A 16,443-nucleotide genomic window follows, 5' to 3' on the forward strand; every position below is an offset into this window, starting at 1 on the left:
GCTCGGTGGTCGTGCGGGTTCCTGCGGGGCCACGGTACGCGGTGAAGGAGCGGTGCGGTTTCCGTTCGGTTGCTTCGCGTGCGACGGGGCGAACGGTCCCGGGGGCCGTCAACCGCCCAGCGCGTCGGCCAGTTGAGAGGCCAGATTACGGGCCCTGTCCTGCATTTCCTTGCTGTCGGGGACCGTTCCGGTGGCCGTCGGCTGCTCCTCGTACTCGATGGTGACGACGACGTTGGACGTGCGGAACACCACAGTCACCGTCCGCTGCTCGGCGGTCGAACCGGACGAGTCGAGCTGGTCGTCCAGATACGCCTCGTCGCCGAGATCGGACAGCACCCGCGGCTGCAGATCGGCCGCCGAGGCGGAGTCGGAGGGGGATCCGGAAGAGGAGGAGCTGGAGGAGGAGCCGGAGGGGGAGGCGCCGCCGCTCGCGGAGGGCGACGGGGCCGACGAGGGAGCGGAGGAGGCGGTGCCCCTGGGCGTCGACGCGGCCGGGGACGCGGGCGTGCCGCCCGTCGCCGGGGAACCGCCCGGCTCGGGCAGGTCGGCGGCCGACTCCTTGTCCTCGAACAGCTGCTGCGCCTGGTCGTCGTCACTGATCGCGTTGTCGTACGACACCACGCGCTCGAAGTCGACCGCGAGGCGGTCGGTGGCGTTCGCGGCCTCCACCTTCCAGTGGCAGCCGACCTTGCGCTCGGTGTCGTAGGTGAGCTCGGCCTCGCCTTGGTAGGCCTTGTCCCGCTGGGTGGGGTCGGTGATCTGCTTGATGCCGGGCAGCAGCGAGTCGAGGGTGTCGTGGTCGACCGCGTCGCAGGGTTCGGGGAGTGTGCGGTACTTGCCGGGCTGGGCGGCCACCGTGGCGGTGCCGGCCTCGCCCGGATTGGCGTCGTCCGTGGGGCTGTCACCGCCCGAGCCGCTCGTGCAGCCGGCCAGCAGCGCCACGAGGAGGGCGGCGGTGCCGGATACGTACGCCTTCCGCTGCACGGTCGGGCTCCTCTCGGGTGTGCGCTAGCTCGGTGCTCCAGTGTCCCCGCTGGTTAATCGTTTGCCGCAGCGGGGCGCCCCCTGGAGACAATGTGTATCGCACGCACTGCCGTGGCCGCCGGTCCCTTGTCCTTTTTCACCGAGCCTGTCACCTCTTTTGCGCTTTGCTGCTTTCAAGTCTTTTGCTGTCGTTTTCGGGGGAATGAGGAACGTATGTCGTACGTGGAGATGCCGGGCGCGAAGGTCCCGATCCGGATGTGGACGGACCCCGCGACGGTCGAGGACGTGGCCCTGCGCCAGCTCCAGAACGTGGCGACCCTGCCGTGGATCAAGGGCCTGGCCGTGATGCCGGACGTGCACTACGGCAAGGGCGCGACGGTCGGTTCGGTCATCGCCATGCGGGGCGCGGTCTGCCCGGCGGCGGTCGGAGTGGACATCGGGTGCGGGATGTCGGCGGTGAAGACGTCCCTGACCGCGAACGACCTGCCGGGCGACCTGTCCCGGCTCCGGTCGAAGATCGAGCAGGCGATCCCGGTGGGCCGGGGGATGCACGACGATCCCGTCGCCCCGGGGGACTTCCACGGGCTGGCCACGTCCGGGTGGGACGACTTCTGGGGGCGGTTCGACGGAGTGGCCGAGTCGGTCAGGTTCCGCCTGGAGCGCGCCTCCAAGCAGATGGGAACGCTCGGAAGCGGAAACCACTTCATCGAAGTCTGCACGGACACGACCGGTGCCGTGTGGCTGATGCTCCACTCCGGTTCCCGCAACATCGGCAAGGAGCTCGCCGAGCACCACATCGGCGTGGCCCACAAGCTCCCGCACAACCAGGGCCTGGTCGACCGTGACCTGGCGGTCTTCGTCTCGGACACCCCGCAGATGGCGGCCTACCGCAACGACCTGTTCTGGGCGCAGGAGTACGCCAAGTACAACCGCACGCTGATGATGGCGCTCCTGAAGGACGTGGTCCGCAAGGAGTTCAAGAAGGCCAAACCGGTCTTCGAGCCGGAGATCTCCTGCCACCACAACTACGTGGCGGAGGAGCGGTACGAGGGCATGGACCTGCTCGTCACCCGCAAGGGCGCGATCCGGGCCGGCTCCGGCGAGTACGGGATCATCCCCGGCTCCATGGGCACGGGCTCGTACATCGTGAAGGGCCTCGGAAACGAGACGGCCTTCAACTCGGCCTCCCACGGAGCCGGCCGGCGGATGAGCCGCAACGCCGCGAAGAAGCGTTACTCCACCAAGGACCTGGAGGAGCAGACCCGGGGCGTGGAGTGCCGCAAGGACTCCGGCGTCGTGGACGAGATCCCGGGCGCCTACAAGTCGATCGACCAGGTCATCGACCAGCAGCGGGATCTCGTCGAGGTCGTCGCGAAGCTCAAGCAGGTCGTGTGCGTCAAGGGCTGACGTGTCGTCAGTGACCGTGCCGCACGGCGTAGATCATGACGAACGCCAGGATGTGGATGCCGAAGAGGAAGTAGGCGAGGAAGTACCACACCTGGCGTTCGTCCTTGGTCTCCTGGGCCAGGCGGCGCTTTTCCAGGGACTCCGGGGAGTTGTCTTCGGGCATCAGCGTTCTCGGTGGACCTTGGTGTTGGATGCCTGGGCGCGGGGGCGGAGGACCAGGAGGTCCACGTTGACGTGGCTGGGGCGGGTGACCGCCCAGGTGATCGTCTCCGCCACGTCGTCCGCCGAGAGCGGCTCGGCCACGCCCTCGTAGACCTTGGCGGCCTTCGCCTCGTCGCCGCCGAAGCGGGTCAGGGCGAACTCCTCGGTCCTGACCATGCCGGGCGCGATCTCGATCACGCGGACCGGCTGGCCGACGATCTCCAGGCGGAGGGTCTCGGCGAGGACGTGGGCGCCGTGCTTGGCGGCCACGTAGCCCCCGCCGCCCTCGTACGTGCCGTGCCCGGCGGTGGAGGACACGACGACGATCACGCCGTCGCCGCCGGCCACCAGCTTCGGCAGCAGGGCCTGGGTGAGGTTCAGGGTGCCGATGACGTTCGTCTCGTACATCGTGCGCCAGTCCGCCGGGTCGCCGGTGGCCACCGGGTCCGCGCCGAGGGCGCCGCCCGCGTTGTTGACCAGGACGCCGATCGTCTGGAACGCCGTGGCGAACTCGTCCACCGCCGTGCGGTCCGTGACGTCCAGCTGGTAGGCGACGGCCGAGTGGCCCGCCTTGGTCAGCTCCTCCGCCAGCGCCTCGATGCGGTCCTTGCGGCGGGCGGTGAGGACGACGCGGTAGCCGGCCTCCGCGAGCTGCCGGGCCGTGGCGGCGCCGATGCCGCTGCTCGCCCCGGTGACGACGGCGATGCGGGAGGCGGGGGTCATGGGCAGCTCCTGTGATCCGGTGGCGAAGGGCTGTGTCCAGCGTAAGTGAGGCTCAACCGCCGTTCCTCGGCGCCCACATGATCATGGCCATCCCGGCGAGGCAGACCAGGGCGCCGGTCACGTCCCAGCGGTCGGGGCGGTAGCCGTCGGCGACGACGCCCCACAGGAGCGAGCCCGCCACGAAGATCCCGCCGTACGCGGCCAGGATGCGGCCGAAGTGGGCGTCCGGCTGGAAGGTGGCGACGAACCCGTACGCCCCGAGGGCCAGGACACCGCCCGTCATCCACAGCCAGCCCCGGTGCTCGCGCACGCCCTGCCAGATCAGCCAGGCGCCGCCGATCTCGAAGAGGGCGGCGAGGACGAACAGGGCGGCGGAGCGGAGGATCGACATGGACAGCAGCTTGGCACGCGGGGTCCACGCGCTCCGCGCCGCTCGGGCCGCCGGGCTCAGACGGCGTTCTCGGTGTCGTAGCGCTCGCGGGCCGCTCGGACCTCCTCGAAGTGGGTCTCGGCCCACTCCTTCACCGCGGTCAGCAGGCCGGCGAGGCTGGCGCCGAGCGGGGTGAGGGTGTAGTCGACGCGGACCGGGACGGACGGGGTGACCGTGCGGCTGACGATGCCGTCCCGTTCGAGGGTGCGCAGGGTCTGCGTGAGCATCTTGGGGCTGACGCCCGCGATCCTGCGGCCGATGTCGCTGTAGCGCTGGGGGCCGGCGGCCAGGGCGGCGACGACGAGGCTGACCCACTTGTCGCTGAGCCGCCCGAGGAGCTGGTTGGTGGGGCACGCGCGCAGGAAGGCGTCGTAGTCGGCGCGGGCCTGTTCGCGCCGCTGGGCGGCGGTCGTGGTCGCCATGGGCTCTCACCTCGGGGTCAGCTACGCACTCTCAGGTAACTACTTACCGATCGATAGTAGCTCTCCTACGGTTGGTGTGCGGCCGGAGAGATGCCGCGAAAGCATCAAGTGCCTTGATTTCAGGGAGAGTTGACATGCGTGCTGCTGTGGTGACGACGTTCGGCGGACCGGAGGCCGTGGAGATCGCCGAGGTGCCGGTGCCGGAGCCGGGGGCGCGTCAGGTGCGGATCAAGGTGGCCGCGAGCGCGCTGAACCCGGTGGACGCGGCCGTGCGCGCCGGTCTCTTCGGCGGGGCCGGCAAGACCCTCGGGCTCGGCTGGGACGTGGCCGGCACGGTGGACGCGGTGGGCGCGCCCGCCGCCTGGCAGGTCGGCGACCCGGTGGTGGCGCTGGCGCCGGGGGTGGCCGACCCGCTGGGCGCGCACGCCGAGTACGTCGTCGTGGACGCGGGTGCGGTGGCCGCGGCACCCGCCTCGGTGGACGCGGTGCACGCGGGCACCCTGCCGCTGAACGGGCTGACCGCGCTGCAGGCCCTGGCTCTGCTGGACCTCGCGCCGGGCGACTCGCTGCTGGTGACCGGAGCGGCGGGGGCGGTCGGCGGGTTCGCGGTGCAGCTGGCCGCGCACCGGGGGATCGAGGTGACCGGGCACGCCCGGGCGGGCGACGAGGAGCTGGTGCGCTCCCTGGGGGCCGCGCATTTCACCTCCGAGGGCGTCGAGCCCGGTCGTGTGGACGCGGTGCTGGACGCCGCCGTGCTGGGGGCGCCCGCGCTGGCGTGGGTGCGGGACGGGGGCGCGTTCGTCGCGGTCCGTGACGGGGTGCTGCCCGAGGCGGAGCGGGGGGTGCGGATGGAGAACGTCTGGGTGCGGGCCGACGGGGTGCAGCTCGACGAGCTGGTCCGGCTGGTGGACCAGGGGGTGCTGACCCTGCGGGTGGCGGAGGCCTACGCCCTGGAGGACGCGGCGAAGGCGCATGCGCGGCTGGCGGAGAGCGGCGTGCGCGGGCGGCTGGTGCTGGCGCCCTGAGGGGTGTGGGGCGGGGGTGGAATAACCCGGCCGGGGGGACCGTTCGACGGGATATAGTTGAACGGTCAACAACCTGGAGGGTGAGCGACCATGCAGTTCGGGATCTTCACGGTCGGCGACGTCACGCCGGACCCCACCACGGGGCGTACGCCGACGGAGGCGGAGCGCATCAAGGCCATGGTCGCCATCGCGCTGAAGGCCGAGGAGGTCGGCCTGGACGTCTTCGCCACCGGCGAGCACCACAACCCGCCGTTCGTGCCGTCCTCCCCGACCACCCTGCTCGGCTACATAGCCGCGAGGACGCGGAAGCTGATCCTCTCCACCTCCACCACCCTGATCACCACCAACGACCCGGTGAAGATCGCGGAGGACTTCGCGATGCTGCAGCACCTGGCCGACGGGCGCGTCGACCTGATGATGGGCCGGGGCAACACCGGGCCGGTCTACCCCTGGTTCGGCCAGGACATCCGCCAGGGCATCAACCTCGCCATCGAGAACTACGCCCTGCTGCGCCGGCTGTGGCGCGAGGAGGTCGTGGACTGGGAGGGCAGGTTCCGCACGCCGCTGCAGGGCTTCACCTCCACCCCCCGCCCGCTGGACGGCGTCCCGCCCTTCGTCTGGCACGGCTCGATCCGCTCGCCCGAGATCGCCGAGCAGGCGGCCTACTACGGCGACGGCTTCTTCCACAACAACATCTTCTGGCCCGCCGACCACACCAAGCGGATGGTCGAGCTGTACCGGACCCGGTACGCCCACTACGGGCACGGCACGCCCGAGCAGGCGATCGTCGGACTGGGCGGACAGGTGTTCATGCGGAGGAACTCGCAGGACGCGGTGCGCGAGTTCCGGCCGTACTTCGACAACGCCCCGGTGTACGGCCACGGGCCGTCGCTGGAGGAGTTCACCGAGCAGACCCCGCTGACGGTGGGCTCCCCGCAGCAGGTCGTCGAGAAGACGCTGTCCTTCCGCGAGTACGCCGGTGACTACCAGCGCCAGCTGTTCCTGATGGACCACGCGGGCCTGCCGCTGAAGACCGTGCTGGAGCAGCTCGACCTGCTCGGCGAGGAGGTCGTACCGGTGCTGCGCGAGGAGTTCGCCAAGGGGCGCCCGGCGGATGTGCCCGAGGCGCCGACCCAGCAGTCCCTGCTCGCCGCCGGTCAGGAGCGGAAGGAGACCGTCGCATGAGGCTCGTCGTCGTGTCCGCGGGACTGAGCGTGCCGTCCTCCACCCGGCTGCTGGCCGACCGGCTGGCCGCCGCGGTGGACCGGCGGACGCCGGCCGACGTCCAGGTGATCGAGCTGCGTGACCTCGCGGTCGAGATCGCGCACAACTTCACCAACGGCTTCGCCGGCAAGGCGCTCGCCGCCGCGCAGGAGGCGGTGGCGGGGGCCGACGGGCTCATCGTCGTCACGCCGGTGTTCAGCGCGTCGTACAGCGGGCTGTTCAAATCGTTCTTCGATGTGCTGGACAAGGACGCGCTGGTGGGCACGCCGGTGCTGATCGCGGCCACCGGGGGCACGGCCCGGCACTCGCTGGTGCTGGAGCACGCGCTGCGGCCGCTGTTCACCTACCTGCGGGCCGTCGTCGCGCCGACCGGTGTGTACGCGGCGTCGGAGGACTGGGGTGAGGAGGGGCTCCCGGGGCGGATCGAGCGGGCGGCGGGAGAGCTGGCCGGCCTGATGACCGGGCTGTCGGCGCCCGGGGCGGGCACGTCCGGCGGGATCGGGGCGGGCACGTCCGACCAGGGCGGGGCGGGCGCCTCGGGCCGGGCCGCGGCGGGCGCCTCCGGCGGATTCGTGGTCGTGCCCTTCGAGGAGCAGCTGGCGAAGCTGAGCCCGACCGGCGTGTGAGGAACGGGGCCGGAGCCGGGTCCGGGGACGCCGGTAGGCGGCGCGGCGCGGCCGACGGTGAGAAGACGGTAGAACCCGGCGCCGGGTTGCCCCTGTGACGGTGAGAGGCCGGTAAAAAGGGTGATCGTAGGTCCGCTCGCCCCGGCCGAATCGCCGCAGGCCTTGGCAGACTGGGACCGTGCCCCAGACTGTGCTGCTCGCCGAAGACGACCGTGCCATCCGTCATGCCCTGGAGCGTGCCCTGACCCTGGAAGGGTACGAGGTCACGGCGGTGGCCGACGGCGTCGAAGCGCTGGCACAGGCCCACAAGACCCCGCCGGACGTCCTCGTCCTCGACGTCATGATGCCGGGGATCGACGGCCTCCAGGTCTGCCGGGTGCTGCGCGCCGAGGGCGACCGCACGCCGATCCTCATGCTCACCGCGCTGGTGGAGACCGCCGACCGCATCGCCGGCCTGGACGCCGGCGCCGACGACTACGTGGTCAAGCCGTTCGACGTCGAGGAGGTCTTCGCCCGGCTGCGCGCCCTGCTGCGCCGGACCAGCCCGGTGCCCGCCGGCGGCGGCAACGGCGGCGCGGGCGTCGAGGCCGGTGGCCGGGACGCCCAGCTGCCCGACCGGCAGGTGGAGGCCGCGGGCATCCGCATGGACCTGCAGGCCCGCCGGGCCTGGCGCGGCAAGCGGGAGCTGGAGCTGACCCGCACCGAGTTCGAGCTGCTGGAGCTGCTCGTGCGCAACGCGGGGATCGTGCTCGACCACTCCACGATCTACGACCGGATCTGGGGCTACGACTTCGGGCCCGGCTCCAAGAACCTCGCCGTGTACGTCGGCTACCTGCGCCGCAAGCTGGACGAGCCCGGCGCCCCGCAGCTGATCCACACCGTGCGGGGCGTGGGTTACGTGCTCCGGGAGGACTAGGTGGGCCGCCTGCGGCGGCTGCTGGCCCCGGGCCGGCCCAAGCTGGTCTCCCTGCGCACCACCTTCGCCGTCTCCTTCGCGGCGGTCACCGCCGCCGTCACCATCCTCGTCGGCATCCTGTCGTACGGCTCCGCCGCACGGCTGGTCCGCGTCGACCAGCAGTCGGTGTTCACGCAGGTCGTGCAGGACGTACGGGACGAGGTACGGCAGCACGAGATGGTCCCCGACGACTTCTCCTCCTCCCGTCCCGGGCACGACCTGGTGCGGCCCGCCCGCACCGATGTGCAGGTGCTGGGCGCGCAGGGCCAGATCGTCGACCACGGCAATCCGAGCCTGCCCGTCACCTCCCGCGACAAGGCCATGGCGCTCGCGGTGACGGCCGGGAAGGTGGTCGAGCACAAGGACGTGCGGGTGGACGAGGACCTGTTCCGCATCGCCACCGTCTCGCTCGGCGACGGGCGGGGCGCGGTGCAGGTCGCGCAGGAGTTCAGCGACACCGAGGACCTGCTGCGGGCGCTGCAGCAGCGGACGCTGATCCTGATGGCGGCGGTCGTGGTGGCGGCCGGCCTGTTCGGGTGGTGGCTGGCCCGGCGGATCACCCGGCGCCTGGTGGTGCTCACCTCCGCGGCGGAGGACGTGGCCCGCACCCGCCGGCTGGGCATCGAGGTGCCGGTGGCCGGGCTGGACGAGGTGGGCCGGCTCGGGCGGGCCTTCGACCGGATGCTGGGCCGGCTCGCGCAGTCCGAGGAGGACCAGCGGCGGCTGGTGCAGGACGCGGGGCACGAACTGCGTACGCCGCTGACGTCCCTGCGCACGAACATCTCCCTGCTCCGCCGCATCGACGAACTCCCCCCGGCCACGCGGGAGGAACTGGTCGCCGACCTCACCCAGGAGGCGCGGGAGCTGACCGACCTGGTCAACGAGCTGGTCGACCTCGCCGCCGGGCAGTCCGACACCGAGCCGCCGCAGCGGGTGGACCTCGCGGACATCGCCGAGGACGTGGTGGGGCTGGCCAAACGCCGTACCGGGCGCGAGATCGTGCTGCGCGCGAGCGGCGACACGACGACCGACGGGCGGCCCGGGATGCTGCAGCGGGCCCTGTCCAACCTGGTGGAGAACGCGGCCAAGTTCGACCGGGGCGGGAAGGGCCCCATCGAGGTCGACGTCACCGGGCCGGCGCGGTCGGGGACCGTGCGGGTGGAGGTGCTGGACCGGGGCCCCGGGATCGCCGAGGGCGACCTCATCCGGATCTTCGACCGCTTCTACCGCGCCGCCGACGCCCGCTCCCTGCCGGGTTCCGGACTGGGCCTGTCCATCGTCCGTGAGGTCGCCATGGCGCACGGCGGAGCGCCCTTCGCCTTCCGGCGGGAGGGCGGCGGAGCGGTGATCGGGTTCACGGTGGGCGGCCGGACGCCGTGAGGGTGCGGGGCCCGCGTGACTGAGTAGACGTACCTACCGTGCCCGGGTAGGCACGCGCATGCGCCGGGGTCCCCCGGCGCCCTACGGTCCTCGTATGCCCGAGCAGACCACACCGGCCGCCACGGCCACCGCCGCCCCGACGACCGGCTCCGGGGCCCCTTCCCCCTTCCTCGGCTGCCTCGGCTGCGGAGGCCTCGCGCTCGTCGCGCTGCTCGTCCTGGTCGTTCGGCTCGCCTGGAACGCCGGGGACGCCACGGACCTTCCCCGCGTCGCACCCGAGGACATGGCCGGCCGAGTCTTCCGGCACTCCCAGGAGGCCTACGACGCCATGGGGTTCACCCGGCCCGTGCGGCCCGGGGTCGAACGCGTCGGCGTCAGCCCGGAGAACACGCTCGACGCCGGCTACTGCTACGACGGCGGTCTGCTGGGGATGGAGGACAAGACCGTCGACGGCGCCTACCGCATGCATCACGCGTGGGCGCTGGACCGTGTGCCCGCGAGCCAGGCCGCCGCCGGCCTGCGCCGGCTGCACCGGCGCCTCACCGACGAGGGGTGGGAGATCACGTCGTACCGCGCGGCGGGCAAGGGTAGGGACGGAACGCTCTACGCCCAGCGGGACGACGGGGACGAGCGGATGTCCTTCGACTGGTTCGCGGACCGCCAGTACTTCGCCGGCGGCGCCACCGCGCCCTGCGCCTACGACCCCGGCTGGCGGCAGAGCGACGCGGAACCCTACTTTCCCGACTCCGCCGCCGGCGCGGTGACCCCGCCCGTCCTCGGCCCCTCGTCCGCGCACGCTACGGCTGGTGCCCGCCCATCCCCGGCAGCGTGAGGAAGCCCTCCGCCCGGGCGCTCGCCAGGCCGATCCGGGGGATGTCGCTGCTCTTGGCGAACAGCAGGAAGCGGGGCTCCCACACCGGGCGGTACTTGGCGTTGGCCCGGTAGAGGGACTCGATCTGCCACCAGCGGGAGAAGAACGTCAGGGTGGAGCGCCACAGGCGCAGGACCGGGCCGGCGCCGAGGCGGGCGCCGCGTTCGAAGACCGAGCGGAACATCGCGAAGTTCAGGGACACCCGGTGGATGTCCAGCTCCTTGGCGCCGAGCAGGAGTTCCACCACCATGTACTCCATCAGGCCGTTCTCGCAGTCGCGGTCGCGGCGCATCAGGTCCAGGGACAGCCCGTGCTCGCCCCAGGGCACGAAGCTGAGCAGGGCGCGCGGCTCGTCGTTCGCGTCGCGGCACTCCAGCATCACGCAGCGGCCGTCCGCCGGGTCGGCCAGACGGCCCAGGGCCATGGAGAAGCCGCGTTCGGTGGCGCCGTCGCGCCAGCGGTCGGCGCGCTCGGTCAGCAGCGCCATCTCGTCCGCGGGGATGTCCTCGTGGCGGCGGATGCGGACGCTGTACCCGGCCCGCTTGACCCGGTTGTGGGCCTGGCGGACCACGCGCATGGCGCGGCCGTCCAGGGTGAAGTCGGCGATGTCCACGATCGCCTCGTCGCCCAGTTCGAGGGCGTCCAGGCCGTGGCGGGCGTAGATGGTGCCGGCCTCCTCGCTGGCGCCCATGACGGCCGGGGTCCAGGCGTGCCGGCGGGCCTCGGTGAGCCAGGCGTCGATGGCGCCGGGCCAGGCCTCGGGGTCGCCGATCGGGTCGCCGGAGGCGAGGGAGACCGCGCCGACGACGCGGTAGGTCACGGCGGCCTTGCCGGTGGGGGAGAAGATGGCGGCCTTGTCGCGGCGCAGCGCGAAGTAGCCGAGGCTGTCACGGGCGCCGTGCTTGTCGAGCAGCGCGCGCAGCCTCTCCTCGTCCTCGGGGGTCAGGAGCCGGCGGCCGCGCGGGGAGCGGAAGCAGGCGTACAGCACGAGGCAGAAGGCCGCGGCGAGCAGGATGTTGATGATGATGTCGACCCAGCGGGGCGCGTGCACGGAGTCGACCCGGTCGGCGAGCGGGCCGACGCTGATGCCGCGGAGCAGGGTGTAGGCGAGTTCCTCGGCCAGAGGCGCGCCCGGCAGCGTGTTGGTGGCGTGCACCAGCAGTGTGCCGAGGCCGCCGGTCAGCACGACCCCGCCGGTGCCCACGGCCAGCGCGAGCTTGGGGTTGGAGGGGTCACCGACGGCGTTGAACTCCCGGCGGCCGATCAGCAGCGCGGCCACGAACAGGCCGGTGAGGGCGGTGGAGACCCAGTTGAAGGCGTGGTCGCGGAACGGGTGCTGGGTGAGGGCGAGGACGTAGAGCACGAAGAGGGGGCCGGCGAGCAGCATGTTGACCACCCAGCCGGCGCGCTTCCCGCGTCGCATCACGAGCGCCAGGAAGATCGCCGCCGCGGCCGAGACCAGGCCGGCGGTGGCCAGGTACGGGGTGAAGAACTGGCCGGCGTGGTGGGTGTGCGCGTGCACGTGGCGGGCGGTGAAGAGCTGGCCGTCGTTGTGTTCCTCGACCTCCTTGCGGAACGGCAGCGACAGCACCGCGATGATGTTGAAGACGGCGATCAGCCGCAGGTACCACACGGTGGCCGAGGCCGCCCCGGCGCGCAGCCGGGGACTGGGGTCGGGCAACCGGAACTCGCGGCGCGTGCCGCGCTGACCGGGGACCTTCGCGGAGACAACGGTCGACTGCTGAGCGGGCATGGTGACTGGTCACCTTGGGTGGGGAGGGATGGGGCAGACGCTCACCCTACAGTTTGTAGGGCATTGCGCCTGTGCACCGGGAGCGTACCGGCACCGGCTCTTACCCGGCCCCGCCACGGGCCGTGCCTCTTACCCAACCCCTTCCCGTGCCGCGCCTCTTACCCGGCCCTTTCCCTGCCGCGCCGGGCCGTCACCAGGTGCCAGCCCAGGTTGCCCAGCGCCGCGCCGGCCGCGACCGCGGCGACGATCACCCCGCCGGTCGCGAGACCGTCGCTGAACAGGTGCGGGCGCCGGTCGAGGCTGTGCAGACCGAAGCCGCACAGCTCGTACACGCCGACGGCGGCGACGAGGAGGCTGACGGCCAGCAGGGTCAGTGTCGGCGCGAGACTGTGTGCGCAGACCTCCCCGCCGGCTTCCGTTTCCGTGTCCTGCATGGGTCCCCCGATGAACAGACGTATGAACGGGCGGGTGCCGCCGGCGGTTGGGAACCTACAATACGTAGGGTCCTTTAGGGTCGACGTCGTGCGTATCTACATCAGCGTGGACATGGAAGGCGTCACCGGGCTCGTGGACGCGGACGACGTCCAGCCGGGCGGCCGGGACTACGAGCGCGGCCGTTCCATGATGGCCGAGGATGTGAACGCGGCCGTGCGGGGCGCGCTGACGGCGGGCGCCGACGACATCCTCGTCAACGACGCCCACGGCCCGATGCGCAACCTGCTGCCCGAGGCGCTGCACCCGGCCGCCCGCCTGGTGCGCGGCAAGCCCAAGCGGATGGGCATGCTGGAGGGCCTGACCGGGGAGTACGACGCCGCGCTGTGTGTCGGCTACCACTCCCGGGCCGGCGCGCCGGGCGTGCTCAGCCACAGCTTCATGGGTCACGAGATCGAGGACATGTGGCTGGACGGCCGCCCGGTCGGTGAGATCGGGCTCGCCCACGCCACGGCCGCGGCCCTGGGGGTGCCCGTGGTGGCCCTCACGGGTGACGACGTGGCGTGCGCGGAGATGACGGCGTGGGACGCGTCGGTCGTCACGGTGCCCGTGAAGTACGCCCATGACCGGTTCGCCGCCGAGCTGCGGCCGGAGGCGGAGGCCTGGAAGGCCGTCGAGGAGGCGGTCGCGGCGGCCCTGAGCCCGGCCCCCCGGCGTCCCGCGGCCGTGGCCGCCGAGGCCACCCTCGCCGTCCGCTGGCAGTCCGCCTCCGTCGCCGCCACCCTCCTGGGCATCCCGGGGGTGACCGCGGACGACAGCCGTACGGTCCGTGCGACCGGCGGGCTTCCGTCGCTCTACCGGCAGTTCGGGGTGTGGATGCGGGTGGCCTCCTCGCTCACCAGCCAGGCGCCGTACTGCTAGTGCCCCGACGGGCGACTTCGCCCCGGCACGCCGTGGTTCCTTCGGCCGGTCCCCTGCGGCCCGGTCGGCCGGCGCCCGCGTCGGTGTGTCCCGGTCGTCCTCGGGCTGTCCCGGTGTGCCCGGTCGTCCTCGGGCCGCCCCCGGGGCTCAGGTCTCCTCGGTCCGCCCGGTGCGGCGTGCGTAGGCGCGGGCCGCGCGGGCGCGGTCGCCGCAGCGGGTGGAGCACCAGTGCCGGCGGCCGTGGCGGAGCAGGTAGCGGTTGCAGGGGGCGGAGCCGCAGGCGGTGAGGCGGTCCGCGTCCGGGCCGGTGAGCAGGTCGGCGGCGTCGGCGGCGAGGGTGGCCAGCGCGTGCTCGACGATCTGGGTGACCGGGTGGGCGGCGGAGCGGTGCAGGCCCCGCTCCGCGGACCAGTGCAGCAGGGAGGCGGCCGGAGCGAGGGTGAGCGCCTCGTTGACGGCGTCGAGGGCGTCGGTGGGGGCGGGGTGGCCCCCGGCGCGGGAGGCCAGCAGTGCGCGGATCCGCTCGCGCAGGGCCCGCAGCCGGCCCGCGCACGTCTCGCGCAGGTCGGCATCGGCCGGAGCGAGCCCGCGCTCCACCAGCCAGCGCTGTGCCGCGGCGGGCGTGCCGAGGAGGTCGATGTGCTGTCCGCCGGGCAGGGTGATCGCGCTGTTGGCGAGGTCCAGGGCGGGGTGCTGCTGGGCGCCCGGCGCCGGGGGGTACGGCGCGGACCGGTCGGTCCCACTCACGCTCTCTGTCACGTGTCTCATGGTACGCCTTGCATGCATCCGTGAGAAAGGCGTAGTGTCTCTCACGGATGAACTCCTTCTATCCGTGAGGTGAGCCGATATGGCCGCAACGCCCTCCCCCTCGCCCGCTTCCGCACCCGCAGACGAGCGCATACCCGTCAGCGTCCTCGGCGGCCCCACCGTCCTCATCGAGTACGGCGGCCTGCGCTTCCTCACCGACCCCACCTTCGACGGCCCCGGTGACTACCCGTCGCCCAGCGGCCGGACCCTGACCAAGACCGCCCCGCCCCGCGTGAGCGCCGCCGCGCTCGGCCCCGTGGACGTCGTCCTGCTCTCGCACGACCAGCACGCCGACAACCTCGACCACTCCGGCCGGGCCCTGCTCGCCGCCACCCCGCGCACCCTCACCACGCCCGCGGCGGCCGGCCGGCTCGGCGGCACCACCGAGCCCCTCGCGCCGTGGCGGTCCGTCGACCTCGCCCGTCCCGACGGCGGCACGGTCACCGTGACCGCCGCCCCGGCCCTGCACGGCCCCGAGGGCTCCGAGCCGCTCGTCGGTGACGTCACCGGATTCCTGCTGACCTCCGCCGACCTGCCGAGCGTCTACGTCAGCGGCGACAACGCCTCCCTGGAGCTGGTGCGGGAGATCGCCGACCGGTTCGCCCCCGTCGACACCGCCGTCCTCTTCGCCGGCGCACCCCGGATGCCCGTCCTCGACGACGCCCTCCTCGTCCTCGACGGCCAGGGCACGGCCGCCGCCGCCCGGCTGCTCGACGCCCGCCGGGTGGTGCCGGCCCACTGCGACAGCTGGGCCCACTTCACCGAGACCCGCGACGACGTGGTGAAGGCGTTCGAGGAGGCGGGACTCGCGGACCGGCTCCAGCTGGACTGAGTGCCGCGGAACCACCGGATCCCCGAGGGTCCGGCGGGTCAGGGGGTCAGGCCGCCCAGCAGCGCCGCGAGGCCGCCGGAGGACTCCCGTTCCACATCGACGCGCCGGGCGCGGCGGGCGGTCGCCGGCATGAGCGGGAACTCCTCGGCCGCCGGCGCGGAGATGGGCACCGTGCCCGCGCCGGGACAAGCGGCTGTACGCCGAGCTCGGAGTGGAGTCGGCGCCCCGGGCGCCGCTGGATCCGCGGGTGTGGGGCCCGGTCGTGCGGGCGGTGTCGCGCAGCGCCTGGGGGATGCTGCGCGAGCGCGGCCGCCGGCCCGGCGGCCGGCTGGGCCTGCCCGCCGACTTCCTCATCGGCGCCGACGGCACCGTGCTCGCCGCGAAGTACGGGGAGCACGCGTACGACCAGTGGCCGGTCGGGGAACTGCTGGAGCTGGCGAGCGCCGCCCCGCGGACCGCTCCCGCCCGCTGACGCCCAACCGGTCCGAGCGGCCGGGCCGGCCGGTACGGCGGCACCGCGTCAGGAGCGCCCCGACGGCGGTCTGACCCCGAGGACGTCGAGCATCGCCCGGGTGGCCGGGCTCGGGTTGAACCGGCTCCACGCCAGGTACTCCAGGCGCCGCGGACCGTCGGCCACCGGCACCAGGGCCAGCCCGGGGTCGTCGGCGGCGAGCGGGCGGATGAACGCCGACGGCAGCAGCGCGACACCGAGCCCGCGCGCGATCAGCCGGGTGATCAGCTCCACGACACCGGCCTCGTAGGCGACGTCACGGGCCAGACCCGCCGCGGCGAACGCCTGGTCGGACTGGGCGCGGGCGGGGGTGCCGGCCACGAAGTCCACGAACGTCTCCCCGGCGATCTCCGCCAGCGTGACCCGGGCGGCCCCCGCCAGCCGGTGCCCGGCCGGCACCACCAGCACATGCCGGTCGTGATCGAGCACCACGGTCTCCAGACCGGCCGGCCGCGCACCCTCCGGCAGGCCGAGGAAGGCGATGTCCAGCTCCCCGTCGCGCACCGCCGCCGCCAGCTCGTCGCTGCGCCCGGACCGCAGCACGACGCGGACGTCGGGATGCCGGGCCCGGTAGCGCTGCAGCAGCTCGGGTACGTCGACGGCGGCCGTGGTCACGATCACGCCGACGGCGAGCCGCCCGCGCACCACGCCGGTCGCGGCGGCGGCATCGGCGACCGCGCGGTCGGCGGCGGCCAGACACTCCCGCGCCCCCACGAGGAACGCCGCACCGGCGCCGGTCAGTTCGACCCGGCGGCTGGACCGGGCGAACAGCCGGACCCCGAGCTCCCGCTCCAGCGCCGCGATCCGATGACTCAGCGAGGACTGCACCACCTGACACCGCTCGGCGGCCCGGGTGAAGTTCAGGGTGTCGGCGACGGCGACGACGTAACGCAGCTGCTGGAGATCCACAGATCAATCGTCTACATTCATGGCTGCGAT

Annotated in this window: 19 protein-coding genes; 10 read left to right on the plus strand and 9 right to left on the minus strand. The window is 73.0% G+C overall.

Features of this window, described 5'->3' with window-relative positions:
- Nucleotides 1-108: 108 nt before the first annotated feature.
- Nucleotides 109-984: a DUF3558 domain-containing protein gene (locus IE244_RS32585; protein ID WP_191877180.1), complete on the minus strand. Its 876-nt coding sequence runs from the start codon at nucleotides 982-984 to the stop codon at nucleotides 109-111.
- Between the two features lie 213 nt (nucleotides 985-1,197).
- Here IE244_RS32585 and IE244_RS32590 point away from each other — a divergent pair, with 213 nt between their 5' ends.
- Nucleotides 1,198-2,391, plus strand: a complete 1,194-nt coding sequence (locus tag IE244_RS32590) for an RtcB family protein (protein ID WP_191877181.1) — start codon at nucleotides 1,198-1,200, stop codon at nucleotides 2,389-2,391.
- 7 nt (nucleotides 2,392-2,398) lie between these two features.
- Here the strand turns inward: IE244_RS32590 and IE244_RS32595 are convergent, their stop codons facing one another.
- The 4 genes from IE244_RS32595 to IE244_RS32610 are packed head-to-tail and all read right to left on the minus strand — an operon-like array spanning nucleotide 2,399 to nucleotide 4,167.
- The gene (locus IE244_RS32595) at nucleotides 2,399-2,554 is read right to left on the minus strand and encodes a hypothetical protein (protein WP_167349460.1); all 156 of its coding nucleotides are present in this window, start codon (nucleotides 2,552-2,554) and stop codon (nucleotides 2,399-2,401) included.
- Nucleotides 2,554-3,315 carry an SDR family NAD(P)-dependent oxidoreductase gene (locus tag IE244_RS32600; protein WP_191877182.1) on the minus strand — a complete coding sequence of 254 codons (762 nt, stop codon included), beginning with the start codon at nucleotides 3,313-3,315 and terminating at the stop codon, nucleotides 2,554-2,556. Before IE244_RS32600 ends, IE244_RS32595 begins: the two co-directional genes overlap by 1 nt.
- 52 nt (nucleotides 3,316-3,367) lie before the next feature.
- Nucleotides 3,368-3,706, minus strand: coding sequence for a YnfA family protein (locus tag IE244_RS32605; RefSeq protein WP_031166726.1), 339 nt, complete (start codon nucleotides 3,704-3,706; stop codon nucleotides 3,368-3,370).
- Nucleotides 3,707-3,762: 56 nt separating this feature from the next.
- Nucleotides 3,763-4,167 carry a winged helix-turn-helix transcriptional regulator gene (locus IE244_RS32610; protein WP_191877183.1) on the minus strand — a complete coding sequence of 135 codons (405 nt, stop codon included), beginning with the start codon at nucleotides 4,165-4,167 and terminating at the stop codon, nucleotides 3,763-3,765.
- 134 nt (nucleotides 4,168-4,301) lie between these two features.
- Here IE244_RS32610 and IE244_RS32615 point away from each other — a divergent pair, with 134 nt between their 5' ends.
- The 6 genes from IE244_RS32615 (at nucleotide 4,302) to IE244_RS32640 (ending at nucleotide 10,209) form a co-directional block, all read left to right on the plus strand.
- The gene (locus tag IE244_RS32615) at nucleotides 4,302-5,192 is read left to right on the plus strand and encodes an NADP-dependent oxidoreductase (protein ID WP_191877184.1); all 891 of its coding nucleotides are present in this window, start codon (nucleotides 4,302-4,304) and stop codon (nucleotides 5,190-5,192) included.
- Nucleotides 5,193-5,282: 90 nt separating this feature from the next.
- Nucleotides 5,283-6,377 carry an LLM class flavin-dependent oxidoreductase gene (locus IE244_RS32620; RefSeq protein WP_191877185.1) on the plus strand — a complete coding sequence of 365 codons (1,095 nt, stop codon included), beginning with the start codon at nucleotides 5,283-5,285 and terminating at the stop codon, nucleotides 6,375-6,377.
- Nucleotides 6,374-7,042: an FMN reductase gene (locus IE244_RS32625; protein ID WP_191877186.1), complete on the plus strand. Its 669-nt coding sequence runs from the start codon at nucleotides 6,374-6,376 to the stop codon at nucleotides 7,040-7,042. The genes IE244_RS32620 and IE244_RS32625 overlap by 4 nt, the downstream gene beginning before the upstream one ends.
- 190 nt (nucleotides 7,043-7,232) lie before the next feature.
- Nucleotides 7,233-7,958, plus strand: coding sequence for a response regulator transcription factor (locus tag IE244_RS32630; RefSeq protein WP_308436306.1), 726 nt, complete (start codon nucleotides 7,233-7,235; stop codon nucleotides 7,956-7,958).
- Nucleotides 7,959-9,377 carry a sensor histidine kinase gene (locus tag IE244_RS32635; protein WP_191877188.1) on the plus strand — a complete coding sequence of 473 codons (1,419 nt, stop codon included), beginning with the start codon at nucleotides 7,959-7,961 and terminating at the stop codon, nucleotides 9,375-9,377.
- A 94-nt stretch (nucleotides 9,378-9,471) separates the two neighbouring features.
- Complete coding sequence (locus tag IE244_RS32640; protein WP_229854486.1) at nucleotides 9,472-10,209, plus strand: hypothetical protein; 738 nt, start codon at nucleotides 9,472-9,474, stop codon at nucleotides 10,207-10,209.
- Here the strand turns inward: IE244_RS32640 and IE244_RS32645 are convergent.
- On the minus strand, nucleotides 10,175-12,001 hold the full coding sequence (locus IE244_RS32645) for a phosphatidylglycerol lysyltransferase domain-containing protein (protein WP_191877189.1): 1,827 nt from the start codon (nucleotides 11,999-12,001) through the stop codon (nucleotides 10,175-10,177). The two genes, IE244_RS32640 and IE244_RS32645, sit on opposite strands and share 35 nt — an antisense overlap.
- A 158-nt stretch (nucleotides 12,002-12,159) precedes the next feature.
- A complete protein-coding gene (locus tag IE244_RS32650; protein WP_191877190.1) occupies nucleotides 12,160-12,435 on the minus strand; it encodes a hypothetical protein in 276 nt (91 codons plus the stop codon).
- An 88-nt stretch (nucleotides 12,436-12,523) separates the two neighbouring features.
- Here IE244_RS32650 and IE244_RS32655 point away from each other — a divergent pair, with 88 nt between their 5' ends.
- A complete protein-coding gene (locus tag IE244_RS32655; protein WP_191877191.1) occupies nucleotides 12,524-13,354 on the plus strand; it encodes a M55 family metallopeptidase in 831 nt (276 codons plus the stop codon).
- Between the two features lie 147 nt (nucleotides 13,355-13,501).
- Here the strand turns inward: IE244_RS32655 and IE244_RS32660 are convergent, their stop codons facing one another.
- Nucleotides 13,502-14,122 carry a CGNR zinc finger domain-containing protein gene (locus tag IE244_RS32660; protein WP_191877192.1) on the minus strand — a complete coding sequence of 207 codons (621 nt, stop codon included), beginning with the start codon at nucleotides 14,120-14,122 and terminating at the stop codon, nucleotides 13,502-13,504.
- A 79-nt stretch (nucleotides 14,123-14,201) separates the two neighbouring features.
- Between IE244_RS32660 and IE244_RS32665 the strand changes: the two genes are divergently transcribed.
- A complete protein-coding gene (locus tag IE244_RS32665; RefSeq protein ID WP_191877193.1) occupies nucleotides 14,202-14,993 on the plus strand; it encodes an MBL fold metallo-hydrolase in 792 nt (263 codons plus the stop codon).
- Nucleotides 14,994-15,204: 211 nt separating this feature from the next.
- Entirely contained in the window at nucleotides 15,205-15,465 is a 261-nt protein-coding gene (locus IE244_RS32670) for a hypothetical protein (protein WP_308436303.1), read from the plus strand.
- Between the two features lie 48 nt (nucleotides 15,466-15,513).
- Here the strand turns inward: IE244_RS32670 and IE244_RS32675 are convergent, their stop codons facing one another.
- The gene (locus IE244_RS32675; protein ID WP_191877194.1) at nucleotides 15,514-16,413 is read right to left on the minus strand and encodes a LysR family transcriptional regulator; all 900 of its coding nucleotides are present in this window, start codon (nucleotides 16,411-16,413) and stop codon (nucleotides 15,514-15,516) included.
- Nucleotides 16,414-16,443: the final 30 nt, after the last annotated feature.

It is taken from the genome of Streptomyces filipinensis (genome assembly GCF_014649495.1).
In the GTDB taxonomy this organism is placed as follows: Bacteria; Actinomycetota; Actinomycetes; order Streptomycetales; family Streptomycetaceae; genus Streptomyces; species Streptomyces filipinensis.